The organism is Flagellimonas meridianipacifica, from assembly GCF_003001695.1.
Lineage (GTDB): Bacteria > Bacteroidota > Bacteroidia > Flavobacteriales > Flavobacteriaceae > Flagellimonas > Flagellimonas meridianipacifica.
The window spans coordinates 1,863,104-1,886,233 of the sequence record NZ_PVYX01000002.1 but is presented as its reverse complement, the minus strand read 5'-3'; the positions used below and the strand labels follow the sequence as shown (position 1 = coordinate 1,886,233).

The 23,130-nt window shown below is 41.2% G+C and carries 20 protein-coding genes and 3 tRNA genes; 15 read left to right on the top strand and 8 right to left on the bottom strand.

The window, feature by feature from the left end; genetic code table 11:
• The first annotated feature begins 215 nt into the window (after positions 1 to 215).
• Positions 216 to 1,757 (top strand): NAD(P)H-hydrate dehydratase, encoded by a 1,542-nt coding sequence (locus CLV81_RS18625; protein ID WP_106147199.1) that lies wholly within the window; start codon positions 216 to 218, stop codon positions 1,755 to 1,757.
• A gap of 15 nt (positions 1,758 to 1,772) precedes the next feature.
• On the opposite strand, the gene CLV81_RS20480 is transcribed toward CLV81_RS18625, so the two are convergent.
• From CLV81_RS20480 to CLV81_RS18615, 3 genes are all read right to left on the bottom strand, one after another.
• Positions 1,773 to 1,970: a hypothetical protein gene (locus tag CLV81_RS20480; RefSeq protein WP_146129940.1), complete on the bottom strand. Its 198-nt coding sequence runs from the start codon at positions 1,968 to 1,970 to the stop codon at positions 1,773 to 1,775.
• A gap of 340 nt (positions 1,971 to 2,310) precedes the next feature.
• Entirely contained in the window at positions 2,311 to 2,724 is a 414-nt protein-coding gene (locus CLV81_RS18620) for an STAS/SEC14 domain-containing protein (protein ID WP_106147197.1), read from the bottom strand.
• Between the two features lie 164 nt (positions 2,725 to 2,888).
• Positions 2,889 to 5,441, bottom strand: a complete 2,553-nt coding sequence (locus tag CLV81_RS18615; protein WP_106147195.1) for an ATP-dependent Clp protease ATP-binding subunit — start codon at positions 5,439 to 5,441, stop codon at positions 2,889 to 2,891.
• A 261-nt stretch (positions 5,442 to 5,702) separates the two neighbouring features.
• Between CLV81_RS18615 and gyrA the strand changes: the two genes are divergently transcribed.
• Together gyrA and CLV81_RS18605 are read left to right on the top strand one after the other, a co-directional pair.
• Positions 5,703 to 8,189, top strand: a complete 2,487-nt coding sequence (gyrA, locus tag CLV81_RS18610) for a DNA gyrase subunit A (protein ID WP_106147193.1) — start codon at positions 5,703 to 5,705, stop codon at positions 8,187 to 8,189.
• Between the two features lie 68 nt (positions 8,190 to 8,257).
• Positions 8,258 to 9,520: a tetratricopeptide repeat protein gene (locus tag CLV81_RS18605; RefSeq protein ID WP_106147191.1), complete on the top strand. Its 1,263-nt coding sequence runs from the start codon at positions 8,258 to 8,260 to the stop codon at positions 9,518 to 9,520.
• Positions 9,521 to 9,570: 50 nt separating this feature from the next.
• On the opposite strand, the gene CLV81_RS18600 is transcribed toward CLV81_RS18605, so the two are convergent.
• On the bottom strand, positions 9,571 to 10,326 hold the full coding sequence (locus CLV81_RS18600) for a C40 family peptidase (protein ID WP_106147189.1): 756 nt from the start codon (positions 10,324 to 10,326) through the stop codon (positions 9,571 to 9,573).
• A 19-nt stretch (positions 10,327 to 10,345) separates the two neighbouring features.
• Complete coding sequence (locus tag CLV81_RS18595) at positions 10,346 to 11,521, bottom strand: acetyl-CoA C-acyltransferase (protein ID WP_106147187.1); 1,176 nt, start codon at positions 11,519 to 11,521, stop codon at positions 10,346 to 10,348.
• A gap of 106 nt (positions 11,522 to 11,627) precedes the next feature.
• Between CLV81_RS18595 and CLV81_RS18590 the strand changes: the two genes are divergently transcribed.
• The 4 genes from CLV81_RS18590 to CLV81_RS18575 all read left to right on the top strand — a co-directional run bounded on the left by CLV81_RS18590 (position 11,628) and on the right by CLV81_RS18575 (position 14,049).
• Positions 11,628 to 13,661, top strand: a complete 2,034-nt coding sequence (locus CLV81_RS18590; RefSeq protein ID WP_106147185.1) for an HD family phosphohydrolase — start codon at positions 11,628 to 11,630, stop codon at positions 13,659 to 13,661.
• 95 nt (positions 13,662 to 13,756) lie between these two features.
• Positions 13,757 to 13,840 (top strand) — tRNA-Ser (locus CLV81_RS18585).
• A gap of 17 nt (positions 13,841 to 13,857) precedes the next feature.
• Positions 13,858 to 13,932: transfer RNA gene (locus tag CLV81_RS18580), tRNA-Pro, on the top strand.
• A gap of 40 nt (positions 13,933 to 13,972) precedes the next feature.
• Positions 13,973 to 14,049, top strand: a tRNA-Arg gene (locus CLV81_RS18575).
• Positions 14,050 to 14,298: 249 nt separating this feature from the next.
• On the opposite strand, the gene CLV81_RS18570 is transcribed toward CLV81_RS18575, so the two are convergent.
• The 3 genes from CLV81_RS18570 to mbpA are packed head-to-tail and all read right to left on the bottom strand — an operon-like array spanning position 14,299 to position 15,851.
• On the bottom strand, positions 14,299 to 14,676 hold the full coding sequence (locus tag CLV81_RS18570; protein WP_106147183.1) for a DUF6730 family protein: 378 nt from the start codon (positions 14,674 to 14,676) through the stop codon (positions 14,299 to 14,301).
• 12 nt (positions 14,677 to 14,688) lie between these two features.
• Complete coding sequence (locus CLV81_RS18565; protein ID WP_106147181.1) at positions 14,689 to 15,558, bottom strand: relaxase/mobilization nuclease domain-containing protein; 870 nt, start codon at positions 15,556 to 15,558, stop codon at positions 14,689 to 14,691.
• Positions 15,555 to 15,851, bottom strand: a complete 297-nt coding sequence (mbpA, locus tag CLV81_RS18560) for a mobilization protein MbpA (protein WP_106147719.1) — start codon at positions 15,849 to 15,851, stop codon at positions 15,555 to 15,557. The genes CLV81_RS18565 and mbpA overlap by 4 nt, the downstream gene beginning before the upstream one ends.
• Before the next feature lie 728 nt (positions 15,852 to 16,579).
• Here mbpA and CLV81_RS18555 point away from each other — a divergent pair.
• From CLV81_RS18555 to CLV81_RS18520, 8 genes are all read left to right on the top strand, one after another.
• Entirely contained in the window at positions 16,580 to 18,994 is a 2,415-nt protein-coding gene (locus CLV81_RS18555; RefSeq protein WP_106147179.1) for an ABC transporter permease, read from the top strand.
• 123 nt (positions 18,995 to 19,117) lie between these two features.
• A complete protein-coding gene (locus tag CLV81_RS18550) occupies positions 19,118 to 20,020 on the top strand; it encodes a helix-turn-helix domain-containing protein (protein WP_106147178.1) in 903 nt (300 codons plus the stop codon).
• A gap of 125 nt (positions 20,021 to 20,145) precedes the next feature.
• Entirely contained in the window at positions 20,146 to 20,655 is a 510-nt protein-coding gene (locus CLV81_RS18545) for a VOC family protein (protein WP_106147176.1), read from the top strand.
• A gap of 1 nt (position 20,656) precedes the next feature.
• Entirely contained in the window at positions 20,657 to 20,995 is a 339-nt protein-coding gene (locus CLV81_RS18540) for a putative quinol monooxygenase (RefSeq protein WP_158259157.1), read from the top strand.
• A 15-nt stretch (positions 20,996 to 21,010) separates the two neighbouring features.
• Positions 21,011 to 21,529, top strand: coding sequence for a VOC family protein (locus CLV81_RS18535; RefSeq protein ID WP_106147172.1), 519 nt, complete (start codon positions 21,011 to 21,013; stop codon positions 21,527 to 21,529).
• A 3-nt stretch (positions 21,530 to 21,532) separates the two neighbouring features.
• Positions 21,533 to 22,039, top strand: a complete 507-nt coding sequence (locus CLV81_RS18530; RefSeq protein WP_106147170.1) for a YybH family protein — start codon at positions 21,533 to 21,535, stop codon at positions 22,037 to 22,039.
• 148 nt (positions 22,040 to 22,187) lie between these two features.
• Positions 22,188 to 22,703 carry a VOC family protein gene (locus CLV81_RS18525; RefSeq protein WP_106147168.1) on the top strand — a complete coding sequence of 172 codons (516 nt, stop codon included), beginning with the start codon at positions 22,188 to 22,190 and terminating at the stop codon, positions 22,701 to 22,703.
• Positions 22,703 to 23,128, top strand: coding sequence for a putative antibiotic biosynthesis monooxygenase (locus CLV81_RS18520; protein WP_106147166.1), 426 nt, complete (start codon positions 22,703 to 22,705; stop codon positions 23,126 to 23,128). The genes CLV81_RS18525 and CLV81_RS18520 overlap by 1 nt, the downstream gene beginning before the upstream one ends.
• Positions 23,129 to 23,130: the final 2 nt, after the last annotated feature.

Here is a 23,130-nt window from a genome sequence, read left to right as displayed (position 1 = left end):
ATGGTTGACGGACGGAAATATTGCATACTTTACCCCAAAGGGGTAGTAGTGGAGATTGTAGTGAAGAAAAAAGAAATATGTTTCATTACATATGCAAATCGCCCTATGGTCAAGGCACATTATTTATCAGGGTAAAAGTAGTACTTTTGAATGCTTCGGCAAATACGTTCAATATTTTTGCTAAATCCACATTTTTAAACTCTTTTTTTTGTTGAATGAAGATTTTAACTGCAGCTCAGGTCTATCAAGCTGATAAATTTACAATTGAAAAACAGCAAATTACCAGCGATGCCCTAATGGAACGTGCTGCCATTCAAATTTTTGAATGGATTCACGCAAGACTTCATGGGGCGCCTGTGGTAATCCATATTTTTTGTGGTATTGGCAATAATGGAGGTGATGGTATTGCACTTGCCAGACATTTGGCGGAGCATGGTTATAACATTAAAGTATATGTAGTCAACTACAGTGAAAAGCGTTCAAAAGATTTTTTGTTGAATATGGAGCGGTTGAAAGACCGTAAAATATGGCCAGAATTCATGAATCCAGAAACAGTTCTACCAGAGACTCAACCCAATGATATCATCGTGGATGCCATTTTTGGGATAGGCCTAAACCGAAGCCCGGATGATTGGGTAGCTAAGCTTATAGAACATATCAACAATTCGCAAGCATTTACATTATCGGTTGATATCCCTTCAGGTTTGCCGGTTGACCAACCGTTATGGAAAGATAGTAAAGTGGTTTTTGCTGATTATGTATTGAGTTTTCAAACGCCCAAAATGGTCTTTTTTCTTCCCGAAACGGGAATACACCTAGAAAATTGGGAGGTTCTGGATATTGGTTTGGATAATGAATTTATGATGAACGTGGATTCTTCATTTGAATACTTCCAGAAGCATGACATCCAATCCTTATATATACCAAGAAAAAGGTTTTCGCATAAAGGAACCTATGGTCATTCGGTGATAATTGGAGGTAGTTACGGAAAGATTGGGGCGGTACATTTATCTGGAAAGGCCTGTTTGAAGGTGGGAAGTGGCTTGGTTACCTTGTATGTCCCCGAGTGTGGTTACACCCCTTTGCAGAGCTCTTTGCCGGAGGCCATGGTACTGACCGATGGGGAGGAGGAGTATATAAGTAAAATTTCACTTTCAATAAAACCAAGTGCTGTTGGAATCGGAATGGGATTGGGAACGGAAGAAGAAACCATACAGGCTTTTGGGAATTTCCTTAAATCGGTAAAAGCACCTTTGGTTATAGATGCGGATGGAATAAACATTCTGGCAAAACATCTGGAATTTTTAAAAGACATGCCGAAGGGAACTATTCTGACCCCTCATCCAAAAGAATTGGAACGACTAGTGGGTCCTTGGGCCAATGATTTTGAAAAACTGGAAAAGGCCATGCGCTTTTCAGAAACCTATCAATGTATATTGGTTGTAAAAGGAGCTAATACCATTGTTATATCAGGTGAAAAGGGTTATGTGAACAGTACAGGGAATCCAGGAATGGCAACGGCAGGGAGCGGAGATGTATTAACTGGAATGATCACGGGACTCCTGGCACAAGGGTACAATTCGCTTAACGCTTCAATTTTTGCGGTTTACCTACATGGGCTTGCAGCCGATTTGGAAGTGCCTGCGCATGGATATGAATCCATCACCGCCTCTTCAATGATTGATGCTATAGGGAAAGCTTTTGTTGAATTGTTTAGACAACCCCAACCCCCAAATGACAATCAACCTAAAGGCTAAGTACAATTCGAAGTTTTACCTTTTTTGCGAAATGATTTTCGTGCTGGTACTATCCAATAAATGAAGGCGGTTCTGAGGCTGTTCCTTGGCTGTCAAATTGGTAGTGGTATTGACCCATTTTGTATTTACATTATTTCTTCCCCCATTTTCACTAAGGGATGCAATGCATAACATAATTACAAACAGAACAAATAAAAGTATCGAGCGTCTCATGATCTAATTTGTAATACGTGAAATAATCAATAGAATCAGTATCGTAAATGAGGCAAAAAAAGATATCATCGGAACAATTAGGAAAGTGAATTTCCAAACGCGTTCTTTTCGAATTTGATTTGATACAAAGCTAAATATTGAGTTCATGGTTGTTTTTGTGCAAAGGAATGGTTGGAGTACCCATCCTTAAGACAAAAGTTTCATGAAAGGGAAAAATCTCCCTTGAAAGGGAATCGGATTTACTGTAAAAGTGAACTTTTAAGATGTATGCAGAACACTTTTAGGAGGAATGGCTTTTTTTAGTAAAGTAACCCTATTGGGATGAGGCTATGCTGAAATCCTATTGCTTTTTACTTTTCTTTTTTTTGAGACGTTTTTTTACCCACGCTACAGCGTTTTCATACTCAATGAAGAACTCCATATTTTTTTTGTAAAACAACTTTTCAATTTTGAAGTTGTGCATGTCAATTTCCTTTTTGGAAACTATAGCGAACGCCTTGAGATTCTCAAGTCCTCTTATGTAATTATAAATGGTTGGATCAATGGCGTACGAATTTTTGCGAAGACTTATATAGCCAAAATCTTTTTCCCTAAAATGAATCTCTGAAATACCGATGATTTGATAAGCTCTTTCCAAGGTAAGTGTGGCTCCTTCATCAAAAGTGGATACCATGTAGTCCTCGTATACCTGCACGGTCCCTATATCCAACTGATACTCTCGTACCACGATGGGTTTCCTGTACGCAATTTTCATTCCCAAAAGTTATAGTGTCTCATTACGAATGTAGCGGTAAAGCCCTTAGGCCTAAAAAAATATAGATTAAAAGCGTAAATATCGTATGTAAGGTAAAATGAAGATGATTTTAAAAGTAAAGCCGGCAATTGCCGGCTTTTATAGTGTTAAGAAACAGTAAGTACTTATTCCGCTTCTTGTGATTTTTTAGGCTTTTTGATTTTAATAGTAAGTTCTTCCTTCTTTTCATCCAAATCCATAAAAATACTATCGCCTTCTTCCAATTTGGAATTTACAATTTCTTCTGCGAGAGCATCTTCAATATACTTTTGGATGGCTCTCTTCAAAGGTCTTGCTCCATATTGTTTGTCAAATCCTTTTTCAGCAATATAATCTTTGGCTTTCTCAGAAAGGTTCAAATCATAACCAATATCCTTGATTCTTTTGAACAATTTGTCCAATTCAATATCAATGATTTTATGAATGTCCTCTCTTTCCAGAGGATTGAAAACTATCACATCATCAATTCGATTCAAAAACTCTGGAGCAAAAGCCTTTTTCAAGGCATTTTCTATAACACTCTTCTGATGAGTATCGGCCTGAGCTTTTTTTGCAGCGGTACCAAAACCAACTCCTTGTCCAAAGTCTTTCAGCTGACGTGCACCAATATTGGAAGTCATAATGATAATCGTATTCCTAAAATCGATTTTTCTTCCAAGACTGTCTGTCAGATAACCATCATCAAGAACTTGCAACAACATATTGAAGACATCTGGATGCGCTTTTTCAACCTCATCTAAAAGAATTACAGAATAGGGCTTTCTCCTAACTTTTTCAGTCAATTGTCCGCCTTCTTCATACCCAACATATCCCGGAGGTGCTCCTACCAATCTAGAAATTGCGAATTTTTCCATGTATTCGCTCATATCGATACGAATCAGGGCATCTTCGGAGTCAAAAAGTTCTTTGGCCAATATTTTCGCCAATTGTGTCTTACCTACCCCTGTTTGTCCCAAGAAAATAAAGGAGCCAATAGGCTTGTTGGGGTCTTTTAGTCCAGCTCTGTTTCTTTGGATAGCTTTCGCTACTTTGGCGACGGCTTCATCCTGACCAATTACAAAACCTTTGATTAGTTCTGGTAATTCGGCAAGCTTATTACTTTCAGTCTGGGCAATTCGGTTTACTGGAATACCGCTCATCATAGAGACAACATCTGCCACATTTTCTTCTGACACGGTTTCTCTATGCATTTTGCTCTCGGCTTCCCAACGTTCTTGCGCGGCCATAAGCTCTTTTTCCAAGCGCTTCTCATCATCCCTCAACTTGGCGGCTTCTTCATATTTCTGCTTCTTGACCACACTGTTTTTCAATTCCCTTACGTCCTCAAGTTGGGTTTCCAACTCCAAAATCTGTTTGGGAACATCCATGTTGACAATATGCACACGCGAACCTGCTTCATCCAGGGCATCAATGGCCTTGTCTGGCAGAAATCTGTCGGTCATGTATCTATTGGTAAGTTTTACACAGGCCACAATGGCATTATCCGTGTAATTCACATTATGATGATCTTCGTACTTACCTTTTATGTTCATCAATATTTCAATGGTCTCTTCTACCGTAGTTGGCTCTACCATTACCTTCTGAAAACGACGTTCCAACGCACCGTCCTTTTCAATATACTGACGATACTCATCCAAAGTGGTAGCTCCAATACATTGAATTTCTCCACGTGCCAATGCAGGCTTGAACATATTTGAAGCATCCAAGCTACCTGTGGCACCTCCAGCACCAACAATGGTATGAATCTCATCAATAAAAAGAATGATGTCATCATTCTTTTCCAATTCGTTCATCACCGCTTTCATACGTTCTTCGAACTGTCCACGATATTTGGTTCCTGCCACGAGTGATGCTAAATCCAAAGTAACAACTCTTTTGTTATAAAGAATTCTGGATACTTTTTTATTGATTATACGCAACGCAAGTCCTTCAGCAATGGCACTTTTACCAACTCCTGGTTCACCTATAAGCAAAGGATTGTTCTTTTTTCTACGACTTAGAATCTGGGAGACTCTTTCAATTTCCTTTTCCCGTCCCACTACGGGGTCGAGTTTGTTTTCTTCTGCCAATCGTGTTAAGTCCCTTCCAAAGTTGTCCAGTACGGGTGTCTTGGATTTTTTGCTGCCTTTTTGACTGGAACTGCCACCAAAGCCACTTTCTTTAGATTCTCCTGTTTCTTCAGGATCACTCGGGAAAGACTCCGCTCTAGGTGTATCCAAATAATCATCTTCACTGGTTATCATAGATTTGAACTGCTCCTTTACATTATCATAATCCACCTTCAACTTGTGCAGCAATTTGGTAGTAGGGTCATTTTCATTCCGTAGAATACACAAGAGTAGATGGGCTGTATTTATGGAAGAGCTTTGGAAAAGCTTGGCTTCCAAAAAGGTGGTCTTCAATGCACGTTCCGCCTGTCTTGTTAAATGGAGGTTCTTCTTATCTTTTTGTATGGTGCCTGTATTTGGATTGGCCGGGCTTAGAATTTCAACTTTTCTTCTAAGATGATCTAAATCCACATCCAGGGCATCCAAAATATTAATGGCTTTGCCATTGCCATCCCGCAAAAGACCCAGCATTAAGTGCTCCGTTCCTATAAAATCATGCCCTAATCTCAGGGCCTCTTCCTTACTGTAAGCTATAACGTCTTTTACTCTAGGGGAAAAATTATCATCCATACGCTTTCTTATTCAGCAATTAAAATTAATAAAAGTATGCTTACGCAGGTCAAATACCGTACCCATATTCGATAAACATGGTTTAAAAGTCGAAATAAAGTGCTTTTTCCTAATACTTTAACATAGATTTAGAAGGACCTGAAAAGATGTCCGATTGTGTTGATAATTTTTTTAATAAAGTAAGTGCCAATAGCCGTTTAAGGGTTGAATTTATGTATATTGCCACGATGTTTTAACCAGTAAAACCAATAGGATTTTAGTATGGCGGAAGGAGAAAAGTTGATTCCGATCAATATTGAAGATGAAATGAAATCGGCCTACATTGACTACTCAATGTCGGTCATTGTGTCACGTGCCCTACCTGATGTAAGGGATGGTCTAAAACCAGTACATAGACGGGTACTTTATGGAATGCACGAACTGGGTGTGAGGTCTACAAGTGCACACAAAAAATCTGCCCGTATTGTGGGTGAGGTTTTGGGTAAATATCACCCCCATGGCGATACTTCTGTTTACGATACCATGGTGCGTATGGCACAAGAGTGGAGCTTACGTTACATGTTGATTGATGGGCAAGGTAACTTTGGGTCTGTTGATGGAGATAGTCCAGCAGCCATGCGTTACACGGAGGCACGTATGCGAAAGATTGCAGACGAAATGTTGGCGGATATCGACAAGGATACTGTAGACCATCAGTTGAATTTTGATGATTCTTTGGAAGAACCGACCGTTCTTCCAACGCGTATTCCCAATTTATTGGTGAACGGTGCTTCCGGTATTGCAGTAGGTATGGCCACCAACATGCCACCCCATAATCTATCTGAAGTTGTGGACGGTACTGTGGCTTATATCGACAATTCTGATATCGAAATTGATGAGCTGATGACCCATATCAAGGCTCCTGATTTCCCGACCGGAGGTATAATTTATGGTTATGATGGGGTCAAGGAAGCTTTTCATACCGGTCGAGGTAGGGTTGTTATGCGTGCCAAAGCTACCTTTGAAGAGGTCCAAGGCCGCGAGTGTATCATAGTTACGGAGATTCCTTATCAGGTGAATAAGGCGGATATGATCAAAAAGACGGCTGATCTTATCAATGACAAAAAGATAGAGGGAATTTCCACTATTCGCGACGAGTCCGATAGAAAAGGGATGCGTATTGTTTACATTCTTAAACGAGATGCCATTCCAAATATCGTTTTGAACACGCTTTATAAGTATACTGCACTTCAATCTTCCTTTAGTGTAAATAACATTGCATTGGTTAAAGGAAGACCCAAGTTGCTCAATTTGAAGGAAATAATCCATCATTTTGTAGAGCACAGGCATGAAGTCGTAGTGCGTCGTACCAAATACGAGTTGAAGAAAGCAGAAGACCGAGCACATATATTGGAGGGGCTTATCATCGCTTCCGATAATATAGATGAGGTGATTGCCATAATACGTGGGTCTTCAAATGTTGAAGAAGCAAGAAGTAGCTTGATGGAGCGCTTTAAGCTTACCGAAGTTCAGGCGAAGGCCATTGTAGAAATGCGCCTCAGACAATTGACCGGACTGGAGCAAGATAAACTTCGAGAGGAGTATGAAGAACTGAAGAAAACCATAGAAGACCTTAAGGATATTCTTGACAAAAAAGAGCGCAGAATGCAAATCATCAAGGATGAGCTCATGGAAGTCAAGGAAAAGTATGGCGATGATAGAAGGTCTGAAATCAATTTTGCCGGTGGTGATTTGAGTATTGAGGATATGATTCCTGATGAGCAAGTGGTTATTACCATTTCCCATGCTGGATATATTAAAAGAACACCACTTACAGAATACAAGACCCAAAATAGGGGAGGTGTAGGGCAAAAAGCATCCTCAACCCGAAATGAAGATTTCTTAGAGCATTTATTTGTAGGGACCAACCACCAATATATGTTGTTCTTTACCCAAAAAGGGAAATGTTTTTGGATGCGCGTCTTTGAAATACCAGAGGGAAGTAGAACCTCCAAGGGACGAGCTATTCAGAATCTAATCAACATTGAACAAGAAGATAAGGTCAAGGCGTTTATCTGTACCAGGGATTTAAAGGATGAGGACTACGTTAATAGCCATTATGTTATAATGGCTACCAAAAAAGGAACGGTCAAAAAAACCTCTTTGGAACAATATTCTCGTCCGAGACAAAATGGAATTAATGCTATTACCATTCGTGAGGGAGATGAGTTGTTAGAAGCTAAATTGACAACCGGTACTAGCCAAATTCTGCTTGGGTTGAAATCTGGTAAGGCAATACGTTTTGAAGAAAGCAAAACACGACCTATGGGGAGAAACGCTTCCGGGGTTCGGGGAATTACCTTAGCAAGCGATGCCGATGAGGTGGTTGGGATGGTTTCCGTTCACAATTTTGAAGATGATATCCTGGTGGTTTCTGAGAATGGATACGGCAAACGTTCCACTATTGACGACTATAGAATTACCAATAGAGGAGGGAAAGGTGTTAAAACCATTTCAATTACGGATAAAACTGGCGAACTTGTGGCCATCAAGAATGTTTCGGATTTAGACGATTTGATGATCATCAATAAATCTGGCATCGCCATCAGAATGAGTGTTGAAGATTTACGAGTGATGGGAAGGGCAACTCAAGGCGTAAAATTGATAAATCTGAAAGATACGGATTCAATCGCTGCCGTTGCCAAGGTCATGAAAGAAGATGATGCTGTAGATGATTCGGATATCAGAGAAATTGAGGTGAACGAATAATTGGTACGGATTTTGAAAGTATCCGTGCGAAACAATAATGAATAAACACTAATTTATATTTTACAAAAATGAAGACTAAAGTTTTATTGCTAATTGCTATAGGTTTTTCTGCTTTTGGTTTTTCTCAAAAGAATGAAATCAAGGCGGCTGAAAAGGCGTTGAAAGGTGGAGACGCTGCAGCTGCTAAAACGGCCTTGGAGGGAGCATCCTCTTTAATAGAATCTGCCGATCCTAGACTGCAGGCACAGTATTATGCCGTTAAGGGTAATGTGTATTATGACATGGCCAAGAAGGGCGATGCATCTGCGTTTCAAACTGCAATCGACTCCTACAGAAAAGTTATTTCTGTTGAAGAAGCAAGCGGTAAGAAAAAGTATACTACCGTTGCTACTCAGCAAATGTCCACAATGACTGCTGATTTGGTCAATGCTGCCGTGGAAGATAATAACAATAAAAAATTCGCCGAAGCAGCGGAAAAGCTGTACTTGGGATACAAGTTGAGCCCTAAAGATACGCTCTACCTATATTATGCTGCCAGTAGTGCGGTTAGCGGCCAGAATTACGAAAAAGCTTTGGAGTACTACAATGAACTAAAAACTGTTGGTTATGATGGCAGTGGAGTAAAGTATACCGCTGTTAACATTGAAACGGGGGAAGTCGAGGAGATGGATGAGAACACCCGTAATCTTTATGTAAAGGCCAATACCCACAAGGACCCAAAAGATGAGAAAACTCCATCCAAAAAGCCTGAAATAGTAAAGAATATCGCTTTGATATACCAACAATTGGGAGACAATGAAAAAGCATTGGCTGCTTATTCTGAAGCTCGAGCCGTTGAACCTGATGATGTCAACTTAGTTTTGGGTGAAGCTAATTTACACTATGCCATGGGCGATAAAGATAAATTTAAGGAGTTGATGGGGCAAGCCTCTGAAATGGCCCCCGACAATGCCGATTTGTTGTATAATATTGGTGTAATCAATATGGAGCAGGGTAATTTAGAAGATGCTAGGGAGGCATATAGGAAAACCTTGGCTATTGATCCAGGTTATATTAATGCACTTTTGAATCTTTCTACGACTTATGTAAACGAAGGAAACGGATTGATTGATGAGATGAACAGTTTAGGTAATTCTAGAGCCGATATTGCAAGATATGATGAGTTAAAGCAAAAGAAAGACGACCTTTTTACGGAAGGGGCAAAAGTTTTGGAGGATGCGCTTAAAACAAATCCGGACAACCAAAGTGTGTTGAGCCAGTTAAAGAATATTTACGGTGCTTTGGGGGACACTGAAAACTTTAAAAGAATCAAAGAACTCTTAGGAGAGTAAGAAATTTTATTTTCTATTGAAAAAAGCCCCAACTTGTTGGGGTTTTTTTATTATATGATTTTCTTTATGACCCTAAGTTGATGGGAATATAGCTTTTTGTCCGTATTGAAAATGCCAGTGTGGTCCAAACGGTCTATTCGCACCTCTCCATAAACGTGAATGATGTAGTTATCTTTAAGAATAATCCCTACATGGTCTATTATCCCTTCACTGTTATCAAAAAATGCAAGGTCACCAGGTTCACTTTCTTCAATAAAGCTTAAAGCATCTCCTTGTTTAGATTGTTGCTCCGCATCCCTAAAAAGCTGATGTCCATTTATACGATACACCATTTGGGTGAATCCAGAGCAGTCTATTCCAAAAGGGGTTTTTCCTCCTTTCAGGTAAGGTGCTTTCAAATAAAGTAGGGCCGTGTCAATTAGGCACGATTTATCTCTAGCTCCTGAAGCCAATTCACCCTCGAAGTCTGATTTGAGAGATTCGGAATTTCCTAAAACAGAACCTAGTACAATGGGCTGGAGTATGCTTTTTCCTTCAGAACAAACATGGGATATAATGTCTGTGGCATAATTTATAGTCCCTTCCTTGTCAATTTTCAGATACTCATGTTCAGGAATTTGAAGGATTTGCAGATTGGTCACCCATCCCTCACAGTTGTCATGAGCTAGACGTATCCTCGACCATTTTTTTCGGGCTTCCAGTATTTTAAAATGTTCACCATAGAGCAATTGAGAAACCATCTCACTACCGTCGTCAGGAGTAAATCTTAAGGCAACAATACTTTGCGGACAAATTCCGTATAGCATGAATATGGCTTGCGAGAAATTAGACGCTTTCTAGGACAATGGCCGAAGCCCCTCCACCTCCGTTGCAAATAGCTGCGGCTCCTAGTTTTCCGTTATTTTGTTTTAGGACATTTAATAACGTGATGGTAATCCTTGCCCCAGAGCAGCCCAGAGGATGCCCCAAAGAAACAGCACCACCATTTACGTTTACATTGGAATCTTCAAGTCCTAAAATCTTCATGTTGGCCAAACCAACCACCGAGAAAGCTTCGTTGAACTCAAAAAAGTCAATTTCTTCCATAGAGACACCAGCTCTATGCAATGCCTTCGGTAATGCTTTTGCAGGAGCAGTGGTGAACCACTTAGGCTCATGGGCTGCATCTGCATATCCTTTGATATAGGCCAAGGGTTTTATACCCAATTCATTTGCCTTTTCTTCACTCATCAATACAACAGCTGCTGCACCATCATTGATGGTGGAAGCATTTGCAGCGGTAACGGTACCATCTTTTGAAAAGGCCGGTCTAAGGTTCGGAATCTTTTCAAGTTTGACATTCTTATACTCCTCATCTTCGGATACCATTATGGGTTCTCCTCTACGTTGAGGTACTTCTACCGGAATAACTTCGTCTTCAAACTTTCCAGAACTCCAAGCATCTGCAGATCGCTTATAGGATTGTATCGCGAAGGCATCTTGATCCTCTCTACTGAATTCATATTCTGTGGCACAAGCATCTGCGCAAACACCCATAGCATTTTGATCGTATACATCAACAAGACCATCTTTCTGCATTCCATCGACCATAGTGGCTGATCCAAACTTCATACCACCTCTCATATACGTGTAATGAGGAATTAAACTCATGTTTTCCATACCGCCGGCAACGACAATGGCGTTTTCGCCAAGAGCGATTGATTGCGCTCCCTGCATGATGGCTTTCATTCCGGAGGCACAGACTTTGTTGACGGTGGTACATGGAACCGTGTTGGGAATTCCTGCGAAAATTGCAGCTTGTCTGGCAGGCGCCTGTCCAGTTCCTGCTTGAACCACATTGCCCATCAAAACCTCTTCAACATTTTTTGGGTCCAAACTTATTTTCTCCAACGCTCCTTTTATTGCAACGGCCCCTAATTTTGGGGCTGGAACAGTGGATAAGCTCCCCATAAAACTTCCTATTGGAGTTCGTACGGCGGACACAATTACAACTTTATTCATACCTCTTTATTTATGGCTGCAAAATACTAAATTTAAATGCAAGGGATAAACCCTGCACCCTCGGCTTTTATTTATATTTTCTATTTTTGAAACTTACCACCTGCGCATGGGAAAGACTTTGGATAACGCTTACAAATATCAATCACTAGCTTACAAGTATGTTCTCTATGCAGTTTCTGTCGCACTAATAGTCTTTTTCTTTCCACGGGAAGGAAAGTTCAAGTATGAATTCCAAAAAGGTAAGCCTTGGCAATATGAAAATCTATATGCTCCCATAGATTTTTCTATAAAAAAAACGGACGAGGAAATTGCTGAGGAACAACGTTTTATTCGTGAGAACAAAACAGATTATTACTCTTATGATGCTGTAGTTCCCAAAGAGGTAAAAGCGAGTGTCGAACAGGAATTGACCACAATTTTTAGACAACAAAGTGAAGGCAACCGTTTTGAACAACGAATCCGGAATTTGGCCGATTCTACCATTGATAGTATTTACAAATACGGGATACTACAAGATATGCCGATGGCCGATGCAGTTTTTATCATCAAAAATAACGAGGCTATAACGGTAAGTGCCTCCAATCTGACAAATCTTTCGGATGCCCGTCAAAAAATACAGCAAATTGTGCGTGGTTCCAATACGCGTAACATACCACTTGCTACACTTATTGGCCGTGTCCTGGAACCCAATGTTTTCTTCAATAAATCGCTCACTGAAAAAGCGTTGGAAGAAGAAATGTCTCAAATCTCATTCACTCGTGGTGAGGTTTCCGAAGGTCGTCTAATTATAGCAAAAGGGGAAGTTGTAGAAGATGAGAACCTAAAGGTCCTTAACTCATTGAAACAAGAATATGAATCCGAACTTTGGAGAGGAGACAACTTCTTGTATATCCTTTTAGGATACGCTATACTGGTTGCCTTGGTATTGATGATGTTGTTTCTGTTTATTAAACAATACCGTAGTGAGGTATTCAAGAACAACAATAAACTCACCTTTATTTTTGTCAATATTCTACTAATGGTTTTGGCAACAACTTTAATGGTCAAGAATCAAGAGAATTACGTTTATGTGGTTCCCTTGTGTATTCTTCCACTTATTCTTAAAAACTTTTTTGATGCTAGATTAGGGCTCTTCGTACATGTCCTAACGGTGTTGATATTGGGTTTTGTTGTTCCCAATAGTTTTGAATACATGTTCCTGCAAATCATAGCTGGCATTGTGACTATTTTAACCGGTTCTGAGCTTTACCGAAGGGCCAACCTCTTTATTTCGGTAGGTCAGATAACGTTGATTTACATTATCGGTTATTTCGCTTTTCATATAATTCATGAAGGTAATCTAGAAGGTATTGAATGGACCTTGTTTGGTATTTTTGTTCTGAATGGTCTCTTAACTCTCTTTGCACAACCTTTGATTTATATTTACGAAAAGATATTTGGGCTTGTCTCTGACGTTTCCTTACTGGAATTGTCAGACACCAATTCAAAGCTTTTGAAGGAACTGTCCAACAAAGCGCCGGGAACATTTCACCATTCGTTACAGGTAGCCAACTTGGCCGAAGCTGCAGCAAATGAAATTAAGGCTAATTCCATGTTGACCCGAGTCGGTGCTTTGTATCATGATATTGGTAAGATGAATAATCCGGCCTATTTTACCGAGAACCAGACAACCAACATAAATCCACATGATGACCTCCCACCAAAGGAAAGTGCCAAAATTATCATTGATCATGTTATAGAAGGAATTGAAATTGCCAGAAAAAACAACCTTCCTGACCGTGTTATTGATTTTTTACGTACACATCATGGTACAACTACTGTCTTTTACTTTCTGCGTAAGCAACAGGAAAACGAGCCAGATACCGACCCTCAAGATTTTAAATATCCAGGCCCGACTCCTTTCTCCAAGGAAACCGCAATCTTGATGATGGCGGATGCCGTTGAGGCTGCATCCAAAAGCTTAAAAAACCCAACGTATCAAGTTATTGATGATTTTGTGGAAAAGATTGTAAAAGGTCAGATGCAGGCTGACCAATTTGTGAATGCAAATATCACTTTGAAGGAGATTGAGGTGGTCAAAAAGGTGTTAAAGCAAAAGCTCACCAATATTTATCATCTTAGGGTAGAGTATCCAGAATAATTGCCAATCAAAAAAAGCAAAAAATAGTTGCGATGTTACGAATGAAAAGGTACATTTGCATCCGCATTTTTAGGATGTATGTTCATGAAATGTGAGGAGAGGTGCCGGAGTGGTAACGGAGCAGATTGCTAATCTGTCGACGGGTAACCGTCGCCTGGGTTCGAGTCCCAGTCTCTCCGCAAAATCTCAAAAACCACGGGGTGTAGCGTAGCCCGGTTATCGCGCCTGCTTTGGGAGCAGGAGGTCGCAGGTTCGAATCCTGCCACCCCGACAAAGCCGAATCGCCTGATTCGGCTTTTTGATTACATATTGGTCGCGTAGCTCAGCTGGATAGAGCATCTGCCTTCTAAGCAGACGGTCATAGGTTCGAATCCTATCGCGATCACCAGTATTCATAGAGTCTCAGAGGTTTATAACTTCTGAGACTTTTTTATTTGCAAACAATTTGCAAACAGCCGATAAAAGTGAAAAATTTAACACTTTTTAAAGCAAATAATACTAAAAGGAAGGAAAACTGAGGGTATTAAGCACTTTACAAAGTCCTAAATCTTACCCCTAAACTTTGCGCGTGGATCCTGTTCTGATTTTATAGCGTTCCGGGAGATAAGCGTTAAGTAAAATCGGAACAGGGCGCAACCTACTGTTGATTCAGAAGTTCCACTTTTTCTTTCATTGAGACAGCTTTTTCCTTTTTGTTCAATTGGACCACTTGGAAACTCAAATATCCAATGGTCATACTCAGTATAATTGACACAGATAAAAAGAGCACCAATAACCATTTAGGGATAAGCTTGGCCCGCTTCAGCTTTTTATCGATATCATTCAATGTTCTTTTATTCTGTGACTGAATCCTTTCCTGGTGCCTAAGGTGTTCTTTAAGATGATATTCAAACTTTGAAGTATCCACTTTTATCTGATTAAACCCTTTGGATAGGGCTTCCAGCTTTTTGATTGAATTCTGGAACCCGTTGATTTCGTCCGTCAATAGTTCCATAATGTCATCCAATTTTTTCATTGTTCCCTGTTTTTAAATTCCGATGCCCAGGTCAATGGCTCTTTTAATGGCTTTCTTCGCAAACCGCTTTGCCAAGGCAGTTGCGATATTGGTACTCAGTTCGATTGTTTTTCCAGCTAGTTTTAAGGTCGGCACTTTTGATTTGTTCATTACCCTGTTCGCACTCTCCGAGATTTGGGCGATTATCCTTCCTCCCGACATCGAACGGTGTACCTCGCTACCTTTAAGGTTCTGTCCCTTGTACTCAAACCGAAAGCCCTGAAGTTTCTCTTGTCTGTTGATGTTAGGAATTACTTTGATGCCATTTTCTTCCATTAACTTGATATAGGCATCAAGGCTTTTCGGTCTTTCCGATCGCATCACTTCTTCATGTACCCGCTTTATCTCGTTTCTTACCTGCTTGACTTTGTCAAGTCTTTGGTGTTGGACATCCCTTGCAGTGGTCAGTCCCATTTCCCTTGCCACCTCATGGGCCCTTTGCTGGCTCCTCTTTCCTATAAAGCTGTCCTTGTATGCTTTTCCATCAAATCCAATCCTATTGGCATATAAATGGATATGGGTATGTTCCTTATCCCTATGCACAAATGCAATGGCCTGCCTTTCTTTTAACCCCATGGCCTTAATGAACTTTTTGGTAAGTTCACTTAGTTCTTGTTTTGACAATCGCTTTCCATCCTCGATACTAGGGCTCAGCACAAAGCTCAGTGTGTTCTTCTTGGTCCTTGGGTTCTGTGATTGGACGATTCTAAATTCTTCCGTAATCTCTTTAGGGTTCTCCCCGGCCAAATGTTGGCTATGGATGATTTTCGCATCCTTCTCCTGGTTCCATCCATAGGAGATGGAAGCCCTGGTATGTGATATGGATTTTCCCTTCCCGATCATCTATTGAAGTTGTAAAGGTGGTTCCTTATCTCATTTGCCAGTTCCCCAACTTCCCTGGCAAGCTTAGGATTTCTTTTCTTGAACATATTGCTTATCCGTTTAAAGTTGTTCTTGTACTTGACCAGCATTGAATAGTATTCCAATTGTTCTGGGGTCAGGCGTTCGATGATGCTATGGCCAAGGGCGGAACCACGGCAATATTCGGAAAGTGAGAGCCCGGCCCTTTTGGCCTTTAGCTTGAGCATCTTCTTCTCATAGATACTGCACCTGAACTGGATTTGTTCCCTTTTCATTTTCTTTTTCCCTTTTGCGACCATCGGGAGAAAAAGCAAGATTGTCATGACAATGACACATCTTGAATTGCCACCGAACTTCAAAGTAGTAGCAAAGACGAATAGGGATAAAAAATGCCCTGTTTTTAACTAAGGAAAAGCAATCCTTTTAAAAGAATCTCAATTGAAACAGCGAAACACTACAGTTTTCAATAAAATAAAGGATTAGTTCAATGGAAAGCCCCATTCCAAAGGAGCATAAGTAAAGGCGCCCTATTTGATTTTTGAATTACGCTTATCTTCCCGAACACTACAAAAATCAAAAAGGTTCCGGCGCAGGTAAGTCTTGGTAAGATTTGGGGTGCTTTAAATTTCAGTTAGCTAACACGTACGTATAATGTCCCAAAAAAGGTGAATTTACGATACTACTAAAAAAGACCAGAAATGGGACTGGGTTAATAATTGTAATCAACCCTTCTGCTGAATCCAATAAAAGGGCCGATTTTTGAAACAGCTTCCTAAAGTGTCATTGGATAGTTTTTTGAACCGACTTGTGTAAATAAGTTGGACATTAGTTGTCAATTATATTTACACTTTTGATTGGCCACAGTGTACCTTTGGGCCTTATTGAATTGAATATCAGTCAATTGAATACATGGCATAAAATTAGTGCACTTTTTGATATTATAGGCGGGTGTAACGAATGAGCCTTGTTGCTCGTCATTAATTCATCATCAAAAAATAGCCAAATGCTCATCAATCATTTTAAAATTGCCTGGAGAAACCTTCTGAAAAATAAAGTATTCTCATTTGTCAACATCTTCGGTCTTTCCATAGGCCTTTCCACATGTTTTCTTCTGGTGCTCTACATTACCGATGAATTGAGCTATGACAAGCACCATGATGGGGCCGACCGATTGTATCGGGTAGCCTTGGATACGGAAAGCGAAAAATGGGCAGGAACCCCCGGTGTAATGGCAAGCGGACTGAAAAACGATTTTCCCGAAATCGAGGAAGTAACCCGCGTCCTGAACTTTCCCAATACAGGCAATCTATTGTTGAGAAACGAAGAACGGGATATTCAAATATATGAGGCCAAAGGCTATTATGCGGATTCCACTTTCTTCGAAATTTTCACCTACGATTTCAAATACGGCACAATTGAAAATGCTCTGAACCGCCCGAATACGGTCATTATCTCCGAGGAAATTTCCAACCGTCTTTTTGGGGATGAAAATCCGATAAACAAGATGGTAAACGTCGAGATTCCCTACGGAAATATTGACTATACCGTAAAAGGCGTTTTCCGTAAAACCGAAAATAAATCACATGTAGATCCCAACCTTATCTTATCCATGCAGAACGGGGATATCGGACAATGGGTCAAGGGTCAGACCAATTGGGCCACCAATAGCATCTTCCATACCTATATCAAATTGGAGCAAGGGACAGACCCATCGGCTTTTGAAGGTAAACTACCCGCTTTTCTGGAGCGAAACGCCGGTAACGATTTCAGGGAAGCGGGATTGGCAAAAAGTCTCTTTCTACAACCTGTAAAGGATATCTACCTGAAGTCCTCCATTGGCCATGAAATCTCAAGTAACGGTAGTATGCGCTACATCTATATATTCAGTTCCATAGCTGCTTTCATACTTCTGATCGCATGTGTCAATTTCATGAACCTATCGACCGCCAAATCCGAGAAGCGGGCCAACGAGATAGGGGTCAGAAAAGCGGCGGGGGCTAGCAAGAATTCCTTGATATTCCAATTTTTGGCGGAGTCGATGTTCATGTGCCTGCTCTCACTCTTGCTTTCGTTCATCATTGTACTGGCCTGCCTTCCAACGTTCAATGCCCTGACGCAGAAGAGTCTTTCATTAATGGATAATCCAGAGTTATTATTTTGGATTCTGGGCCTTGCACTAGTGACGGGGTTACTCTCCGGAAGCTATCCGGCCCTGTACCTTTCTTCGTTCAGGCCAGTCATGGCCCTAAAGGGAAAAGGGAGCGGCACAACAGCGGCGACTGCCGTTAGAAAGGGATTGGTGGTCTTTCAGTTTTGTGTCTCGGCCTGCCTTATCCTCGTTTCCATCCTTTTCTGGCAGCAGATGGACTTTATCAACAATAGGGATTTGGGCTTTAAAAAGGACCGGCAGATCGTAGTTCCTTTTCGAAATACATCGACGGCACAGAACTATTCCGGTCTTAAGAGCGAGGTCATGAGGATTCCAAATGTAGCCACCGTCTCTGTAGGTTCCACCTATCCCGGATTTGAATTGGTACAGTCCAGAATGTTCTTCGGGGAGGGAAAGACTAAGGATGAACAGATAGAAGTACGACTTGCCCAGATCGGTGACGATTATGTGGAAACCTTAGGATACGAACTGTTACATGGAAGAACCCTGTCGGATAGTGAAATTGAACGTGGGGACGCTATTGTCCTCAATGAAACCGCCCTAAGGCAATTGGGATATGATTCGTCCAGTGCCGTTGGGAGTCCCATATATTACGAAGAAGCCGGGCAAAGGAAAGTCTATGAGATTGTGGGAGTGGTAAAGGATTTTCATCATGAGAGCCTCCACAAGACCATTGCACCGTATGGCCTAATCGGATTGGGTCAGGCCCAACCCGCTTATTTCATAGCCAACGTGGGGCATGGAAGTTTGGACGAGGCAATCTCAAAGGTCGAAAATGTTTGGAACGGAGTGAACAAGGGCACCCCATTTGAATATTCATTCTTGGACGAGGATTTCCAAAAGAATTATGAAAGTGAAAAAAAGAGTTCAACGGTTACCCTGAGCTTCACGCTCATTGCTATATTCATTGCCTGTATCGGACTCTACGGACTGGCCTCATATACAACGGAGCAACGAAAAAAAGAGGTCGGGATACGAAGGGTACTGGGAGCATCCGTTTCAAGCATTGCCTTACTTCATCTCGGGAATTTTATGAAACTTGTGCTGATCGCCTTGTTGATAGCTAGTCCTCTGTCTTATTATTTGGGCAACAGTTGGCTTCAAGATTTTACCTACCGTATCAACATTGGTTGGCAATTGTTCCTTTTAGGAGGCCTTTTTGTTATATGCATCGCATTTGTCACAGTTGGGTCACAGGTGTTAAAGGCTGCCACAGTCAATCCCGTAAAGAACTTGAAAGCCGAGTAGTTTCTTAAATCGAACATTTCTTGGGAATCTACTCCTTCTGCCAAAAGAGTCCCAATAACTCGCCGTTTTAAAGTACCAGTGAATACATGTTTCAATCTTAGATTGAATGGTTAACTTTATCCTATGAACAAAGAAGTGGCGATATTCAAGGATATCCCAACCCTATTGAAGGGTTTGAAACTTCCACCCCCAAAAAACCCTTATTTTCAAATCCATCGATTTGAGGACGCACCCGACAGTCAACTCAACGAAACGGCCATCTTCAGGAGCAATACCTATGTCATGGCGTTGATGACCAAAGGTGAGGCGCACTATAAAATCGGATTGCGGGACTACGAAATGAAAAAAGGGTCACTCTATTTTCTTGGCCCCAAACACCTGAGATACTACCGACGGGAACAGAAATGGAAGGGCTATGTCTGTATTTTCACCAATGACTTTACCACCCAAAGCAGGCTGCCCAACAATTATTCCGACTATACGTTCTACCATTTGGACGCTTCGCAGAAACTTCAACTCGACGATGAAAAGATGTTTCACTTTCAGGAGTTGATGGAAACACTGCTCAATTGTTTTGAAACCAACAGAACGAACCTTTGTTGGCATTACCTTCAGGTCATACTTATAGAAGCGGAGGCCCTGCACCGCAAGGAACATGAAAGTCAAGAAGAAAGACCTGAGGCATTGATCGTGATCAAGTTCAACGAACTTCTGGAGAGGCACTTTTATGATATTGTCACAGGTAAGGCCGAGGAAATCTTCTCCGTAAACGATTTTGCGGACAAGCTCTTCGTACATCCGAACTACCTGAGCAATACCCTCAAGAAATTGACGGGTGAGACGGCCGGACAGATCATAAAAAAGAGGGTTGTCCTGGAAGCAAAGTCATTGCTTCTGACCACTGGTATGTCCGTCTCACAAACGGCCTATTCACTTAAATTCAATGACACTTCCTACTTTACGAAATTCTTTAAAGGTGCCGTAGGCCTTACCCCTAAACAATACCAGGCACAAAACCGGGCATAACGGTCCGTCCTAAAAGCCGCTTTTTAAAAACTACCATTCCTTCTGTAAAACCTACCAAAAACCTGGTTGGTCACGACCATACATTTGTCCTATAAATTTTTATCAACATTAAAAAGACAAATATTATGAAAACAACAATCGCAATCAATCACGTAGGATTAACAGTATCCAACATCGAAGAGGCCATCGATTGGTACTCAAGAGTGTTCGGGTTTGAATTGATCATCGGACCCTTGCCCTTGCAGGCGGACGATTCACACTTTGGCCAGTTGGCCCTGGACATTTTGGGGAGCAGGTTGAACAGTGGGCAGTTTGCACATTTGAAGACCGGAAACGGTGTGGGCATAGAGCTTTTCTCCTTCGACGACCCGGAAGCCGGAAGGAAGGACGACAATATGGAGTACTGGAAAAATGGAATATTCCATTTTGCAATCACAGACCCCAACCCAGAAGAGGTATCCAAACGGATCTTGGCCAATGGTGGAAAACAGCGCACCAAGCTCTGGGACATTTTTCCCGGAGGGGACAGACAACTGGTGTATTGTGAAGACCCTTGGGGGAACATTATCGAGATCTATTCCCACTCATATACCGAAACCTGGAATTATTTATTACAAACCGCAAAAGAAAACTAAAATGGAAACAACAAAAAAAGTGGTACTGCATATCGTGGCCACTGTAAAAACGTCAGAATTAGAGGCTTTCAAGCAAGTTGCAAAACAGACCAGTGTCGAGGCCCTTAAGGAACCATATGCCCTGAGCATTAACATGTATCAGAATCCCGATAGCCCTGAAAATTTGATCATTTTCGAGGAATGGGAAAGCAGGGAGTATCTTTTGAGCGATGCACATCAGAAGTCGGAACATATCCAAAACTTTTTCCAAAAAGCGACACCCATGCTCGAAAAGCCCTTTGAATATGCCATCTACGATGTGGTTAGTGAGGCGCAATCCCCAAAAGGGAACAACAATTGATAAGCATGGATCGCCATGGAACATTCAAATAGTCATACTTTAAGAAAAATGGTGGGGGCAATACTCTTGCTCTCCACCATTGCTTTGTATTCCCAATCCAATTCGGGGACGACATTTGAACCCCTACATTTGGTCATTTCCGTCCCCAGCTTAGAGGATACTGCCGAATGGTATATATCCAAACTTGATTTTGAAGCCTATAAGAAGTTCGTTGTTCCCGATAAGGGACTCTCTGCTCAACTCTTGCGGAAGGGAAACTTTGAGTTGATGCTGATAAAGAGCGAGGATTCATCGGAACTGCCCGATTCAAGGAAAAATACCTTTTCTAACCTGGCCGTCCAGGGAGTAAAACGGATCGCCTTCAAAGTAGAGAACTTAAGCCAATTCATAGATGGACTTATTAATAAAGGTGTTGCCATTGACGTTGCCCCCAGGCTTTTTGAGGATAGCAAGAACAATGTTGCCTTCAAATGGGCGATCATTAGTGACAATAACGGAAACTTGATAGAGTTTGTGGAATTATTAAAAAAGTGAAAAATGAGTACAGTTATAAATTACAATAAAAGGGTATTGTTTATCTTACTGATAAATGCAACTATCATGACTTCTTTTGGCCAAAACAAAGAACAAATGGACGATAGGAAGGTCCTGTCCCAACTCGTCGAGGATTACAAGCTTTGGAGCGTACAGGAAAAACCCTATCGCATTGAAAAAATAGAACACCTCTATTCCCATACCGAGGAACTATTGGCGTTTGATCTCATGTCGCCTGAAAGAACGGTGATACGGGGATGGGAATCCTATAAGGCCATCTGGGTACCTGCGATGCGGAACTTCGATACTTGGACCATCACCGGACTCAGCGATGTAGAGATTACCGTGGATAAAAGTATGGCTTTGACCACGTTGCTTTTCACCGGCGAAGGAGAGCTAAAGGACGGGACCCCGGTCAAGGGGGAATTCCATTCCACTTTGGTTTGGAAAAAATCGGGAGAAGGATGGAAAATCGTCCACGAGCACGTTTCAGGACCCGTAAAAAGGTAAGTTGAAACATTATAAAGAAGAAGCCGCATTCGCGGCTTTTTTTATGTCCTGAAATGTACCATTTATCCTTCGAAAACTACCAAAAAAAGGGTATGCTCCAAAGCTACATTTGTAGTGTAATAAAGTTATACCCTTAACAATAAAAGTCATGAAAAATTCAAACATTTTAGCAGTAACGGTTTTAGGAATGTTGACCGTGGGATTTACGGTATCGGCACAGGACCTGAAGCAAGAAACCGAAGATTATAAAGTAGAACGCTATGACCATTTGGTGTTGACCACAGATGATTTCAGGGAAACCATCATTTGGTACAAAGAAGTGCTCGGCTTTAGCGAAACCGGCAAACAGGCAGACCCAAAGGAAGGCATACAATTGCAAACTCTTGTATTGGGGAATTTTAGATTGGACGTTCTGGGCGGTAAGGACCGTAGAGAGGTCTTAAACGACTATGACATGAGATTTGAATCGTACAAATACCAATTGAGCGGCAGTATGACCATCGAGGTGGTCGATATGCAAAAGACCATCGAAAGACTTCGTGAAAAGGACATTGCTATTGTCATGGGACCGTACAGCAATGGTATTACGAATACAACATCCATTGACATAAAGGACAATAATGGAAACAAGATCAGATTCAATAACTATTTAAGGAGGTACTAATGAAAAAGTTAAGAAACACACTGATAGTCTGGGTAAGCATTTACCCTGCAATCTCAATCTTTTTAATGTTGTTCGGGGAAGTTTTGGACGGACTGCCCGTTCTCCTGCGCACCTTGATCTTGACCCTGGTCCTAGTGCCCTTAATGGTCTATGTACTTATCCCTTTTTGGACCGGGGTATTCGAAAAATTCAAGAACCGAAGGGCAAGGACCTTAAAATATAGGTTCATGAACAAGATAATCATAGTGACCGTGCTATATATGGTGGTATCGGTGGTCATTATGATTACCACCTATGGACTTATCATATCAAGTTCAAAGAAAGGAGAGCCTCCTGTTCGGGGGATGGTATTGGAAAACAATAGGTCATTTGTTCAAGAAAGTTCAACAAGCCAGCAATTGCAGGAGAATTTAACGTTGCGTTAATT

Coding starts and splice junctions, on each gene's coding strand:
- CLV81_RS18625 (WP_106147199.1), top strand. CDS start 216: ATGAAGATTTTAACTGCAGCTCAGGTCTATCAAGCTGATAAATTTACA.
- CLV81_RS20480 (WP_146129940.1), bottom strand. CDS start 1,970: ATGAGACGCTCGATACTTTTATTTGTTCTGTTTGTAATTATGTTATGC.
- CLV81_RS18620 (WP_106147197.1), bottom strand. CDS start 2,724: ATGAAAATTGCGTACAGGAAACCCATCGTGGTACGAGAGTATCAGTTG.
- CLV81_RS18615 (WP_106147195.1), bottom strand. CDS start 5,441: ATGGATGATAATTTTTCCCCTAGAGTAAAAGACGTTATAGCTTACAGT.
- gyrA (WP_106147193.1), top strand. CDS start 5,703: ATGGCGGAAGGAGAAAAGTTGATTCCGATCAATATTGAAGATGAAATG.
- CLV81_RS18605 (WP_106147191.1), top strand. CDS start 8,258: ATGAAGACTAAAGTTTTATTGCTAATTGCTATAGGTTTTTCTGCTTTT.
- CLV81_RS18600 (WP_106147189.1), bottom strand. CDS start 10,326: ATGCTATACGGAATTTGTCCGCAAAGTATTGTTGCCTTAAGATTTACT.
- CLV81_RS18595 (WP_106147187.1), bottom strand. CDS start 11,521: ATGAATAAAGTTGTAATTGTGTCCGCCGTACGAACTCCAATAGGAAGT.
- CLV81_RS18590 (WP_106147185.1), top strand. CDS start 11,628: ATGGGAAAGACTTTGGATAACGCTTACAAATATCAATCACTAGCTTAC.
- CLV81_RS18570 (WP_106147183.1), bottom strand. CDS start 14,676: ATGAAAAAATTGGATGACATTATGGAACTATTGACGGACGAAATCAAC.
- CLV81_RS18565 (WP_106147181.1), bottom strand. CDS start 15,558: ATGATCGGGAAGGGAAAATCCATATCACATACCAGGGCTTCCATCTCC.
- mbpA (WP_106147719.1), bottom strand. CDS start 15,851: ATGAAAAGGGAACAAATCCAGTTCAGGTGCAGTATCTATGAGAAGAAG.
- CLV81_RS18555 (WP_106147179.1), top strand. CDS start 16,580: ATGCTCATCAATCATTTTAAAATTGCCTGGAGAAACCTTCTGAAAAAT.
- CLV81_RS18550 (WP_106147178.1), top strand. CDS start 19,118: ATGAACAAAGAAGTGGCGATATTCAAGGATATCCCAACCCTATTGAAG.
- CLV81_RS18545 (WP_106147176.1), top strand. CDS start 20,146: ATGAAAACAACAATCGCAATCAATCACGTAGGATTAACAGTATCCAAC.
- CLV81_RS18540 (WP_158259157.1), top strand. CDS start 20,657: ATGGAAACAACAAAAAAAGTGGTACTGCATATCGTGGCCACTGTAAAA.
- CLV81_RS18535 (WP_106147172.1), top strand. CDS start 21,011: ATGGAACATTCAAATAGTCATACTTTAAGAAAAATGGTGGGGGCAATA.
- CLV81_RS18530 (WP_106147170.1), top strand. CDS start 21,533: ATGAGTACAGTTATAAATTACAATAAAAGGGTATTGTTTATCTTACTG.
- CLV81_RS18525 (WP_106147168.1), top strand. CDS start 22,188: ATGAAAAATTCAAACATTTTAGCAGTAACGGTTTTAGGAATGTTGACC.
- CLV81_RS18520 (WP_106147166.1), top strand. CDS start 22,703: ATGAAAAAGTTAAGAAACACACTGATAGTCTGGGTAAGCATTTACCCT.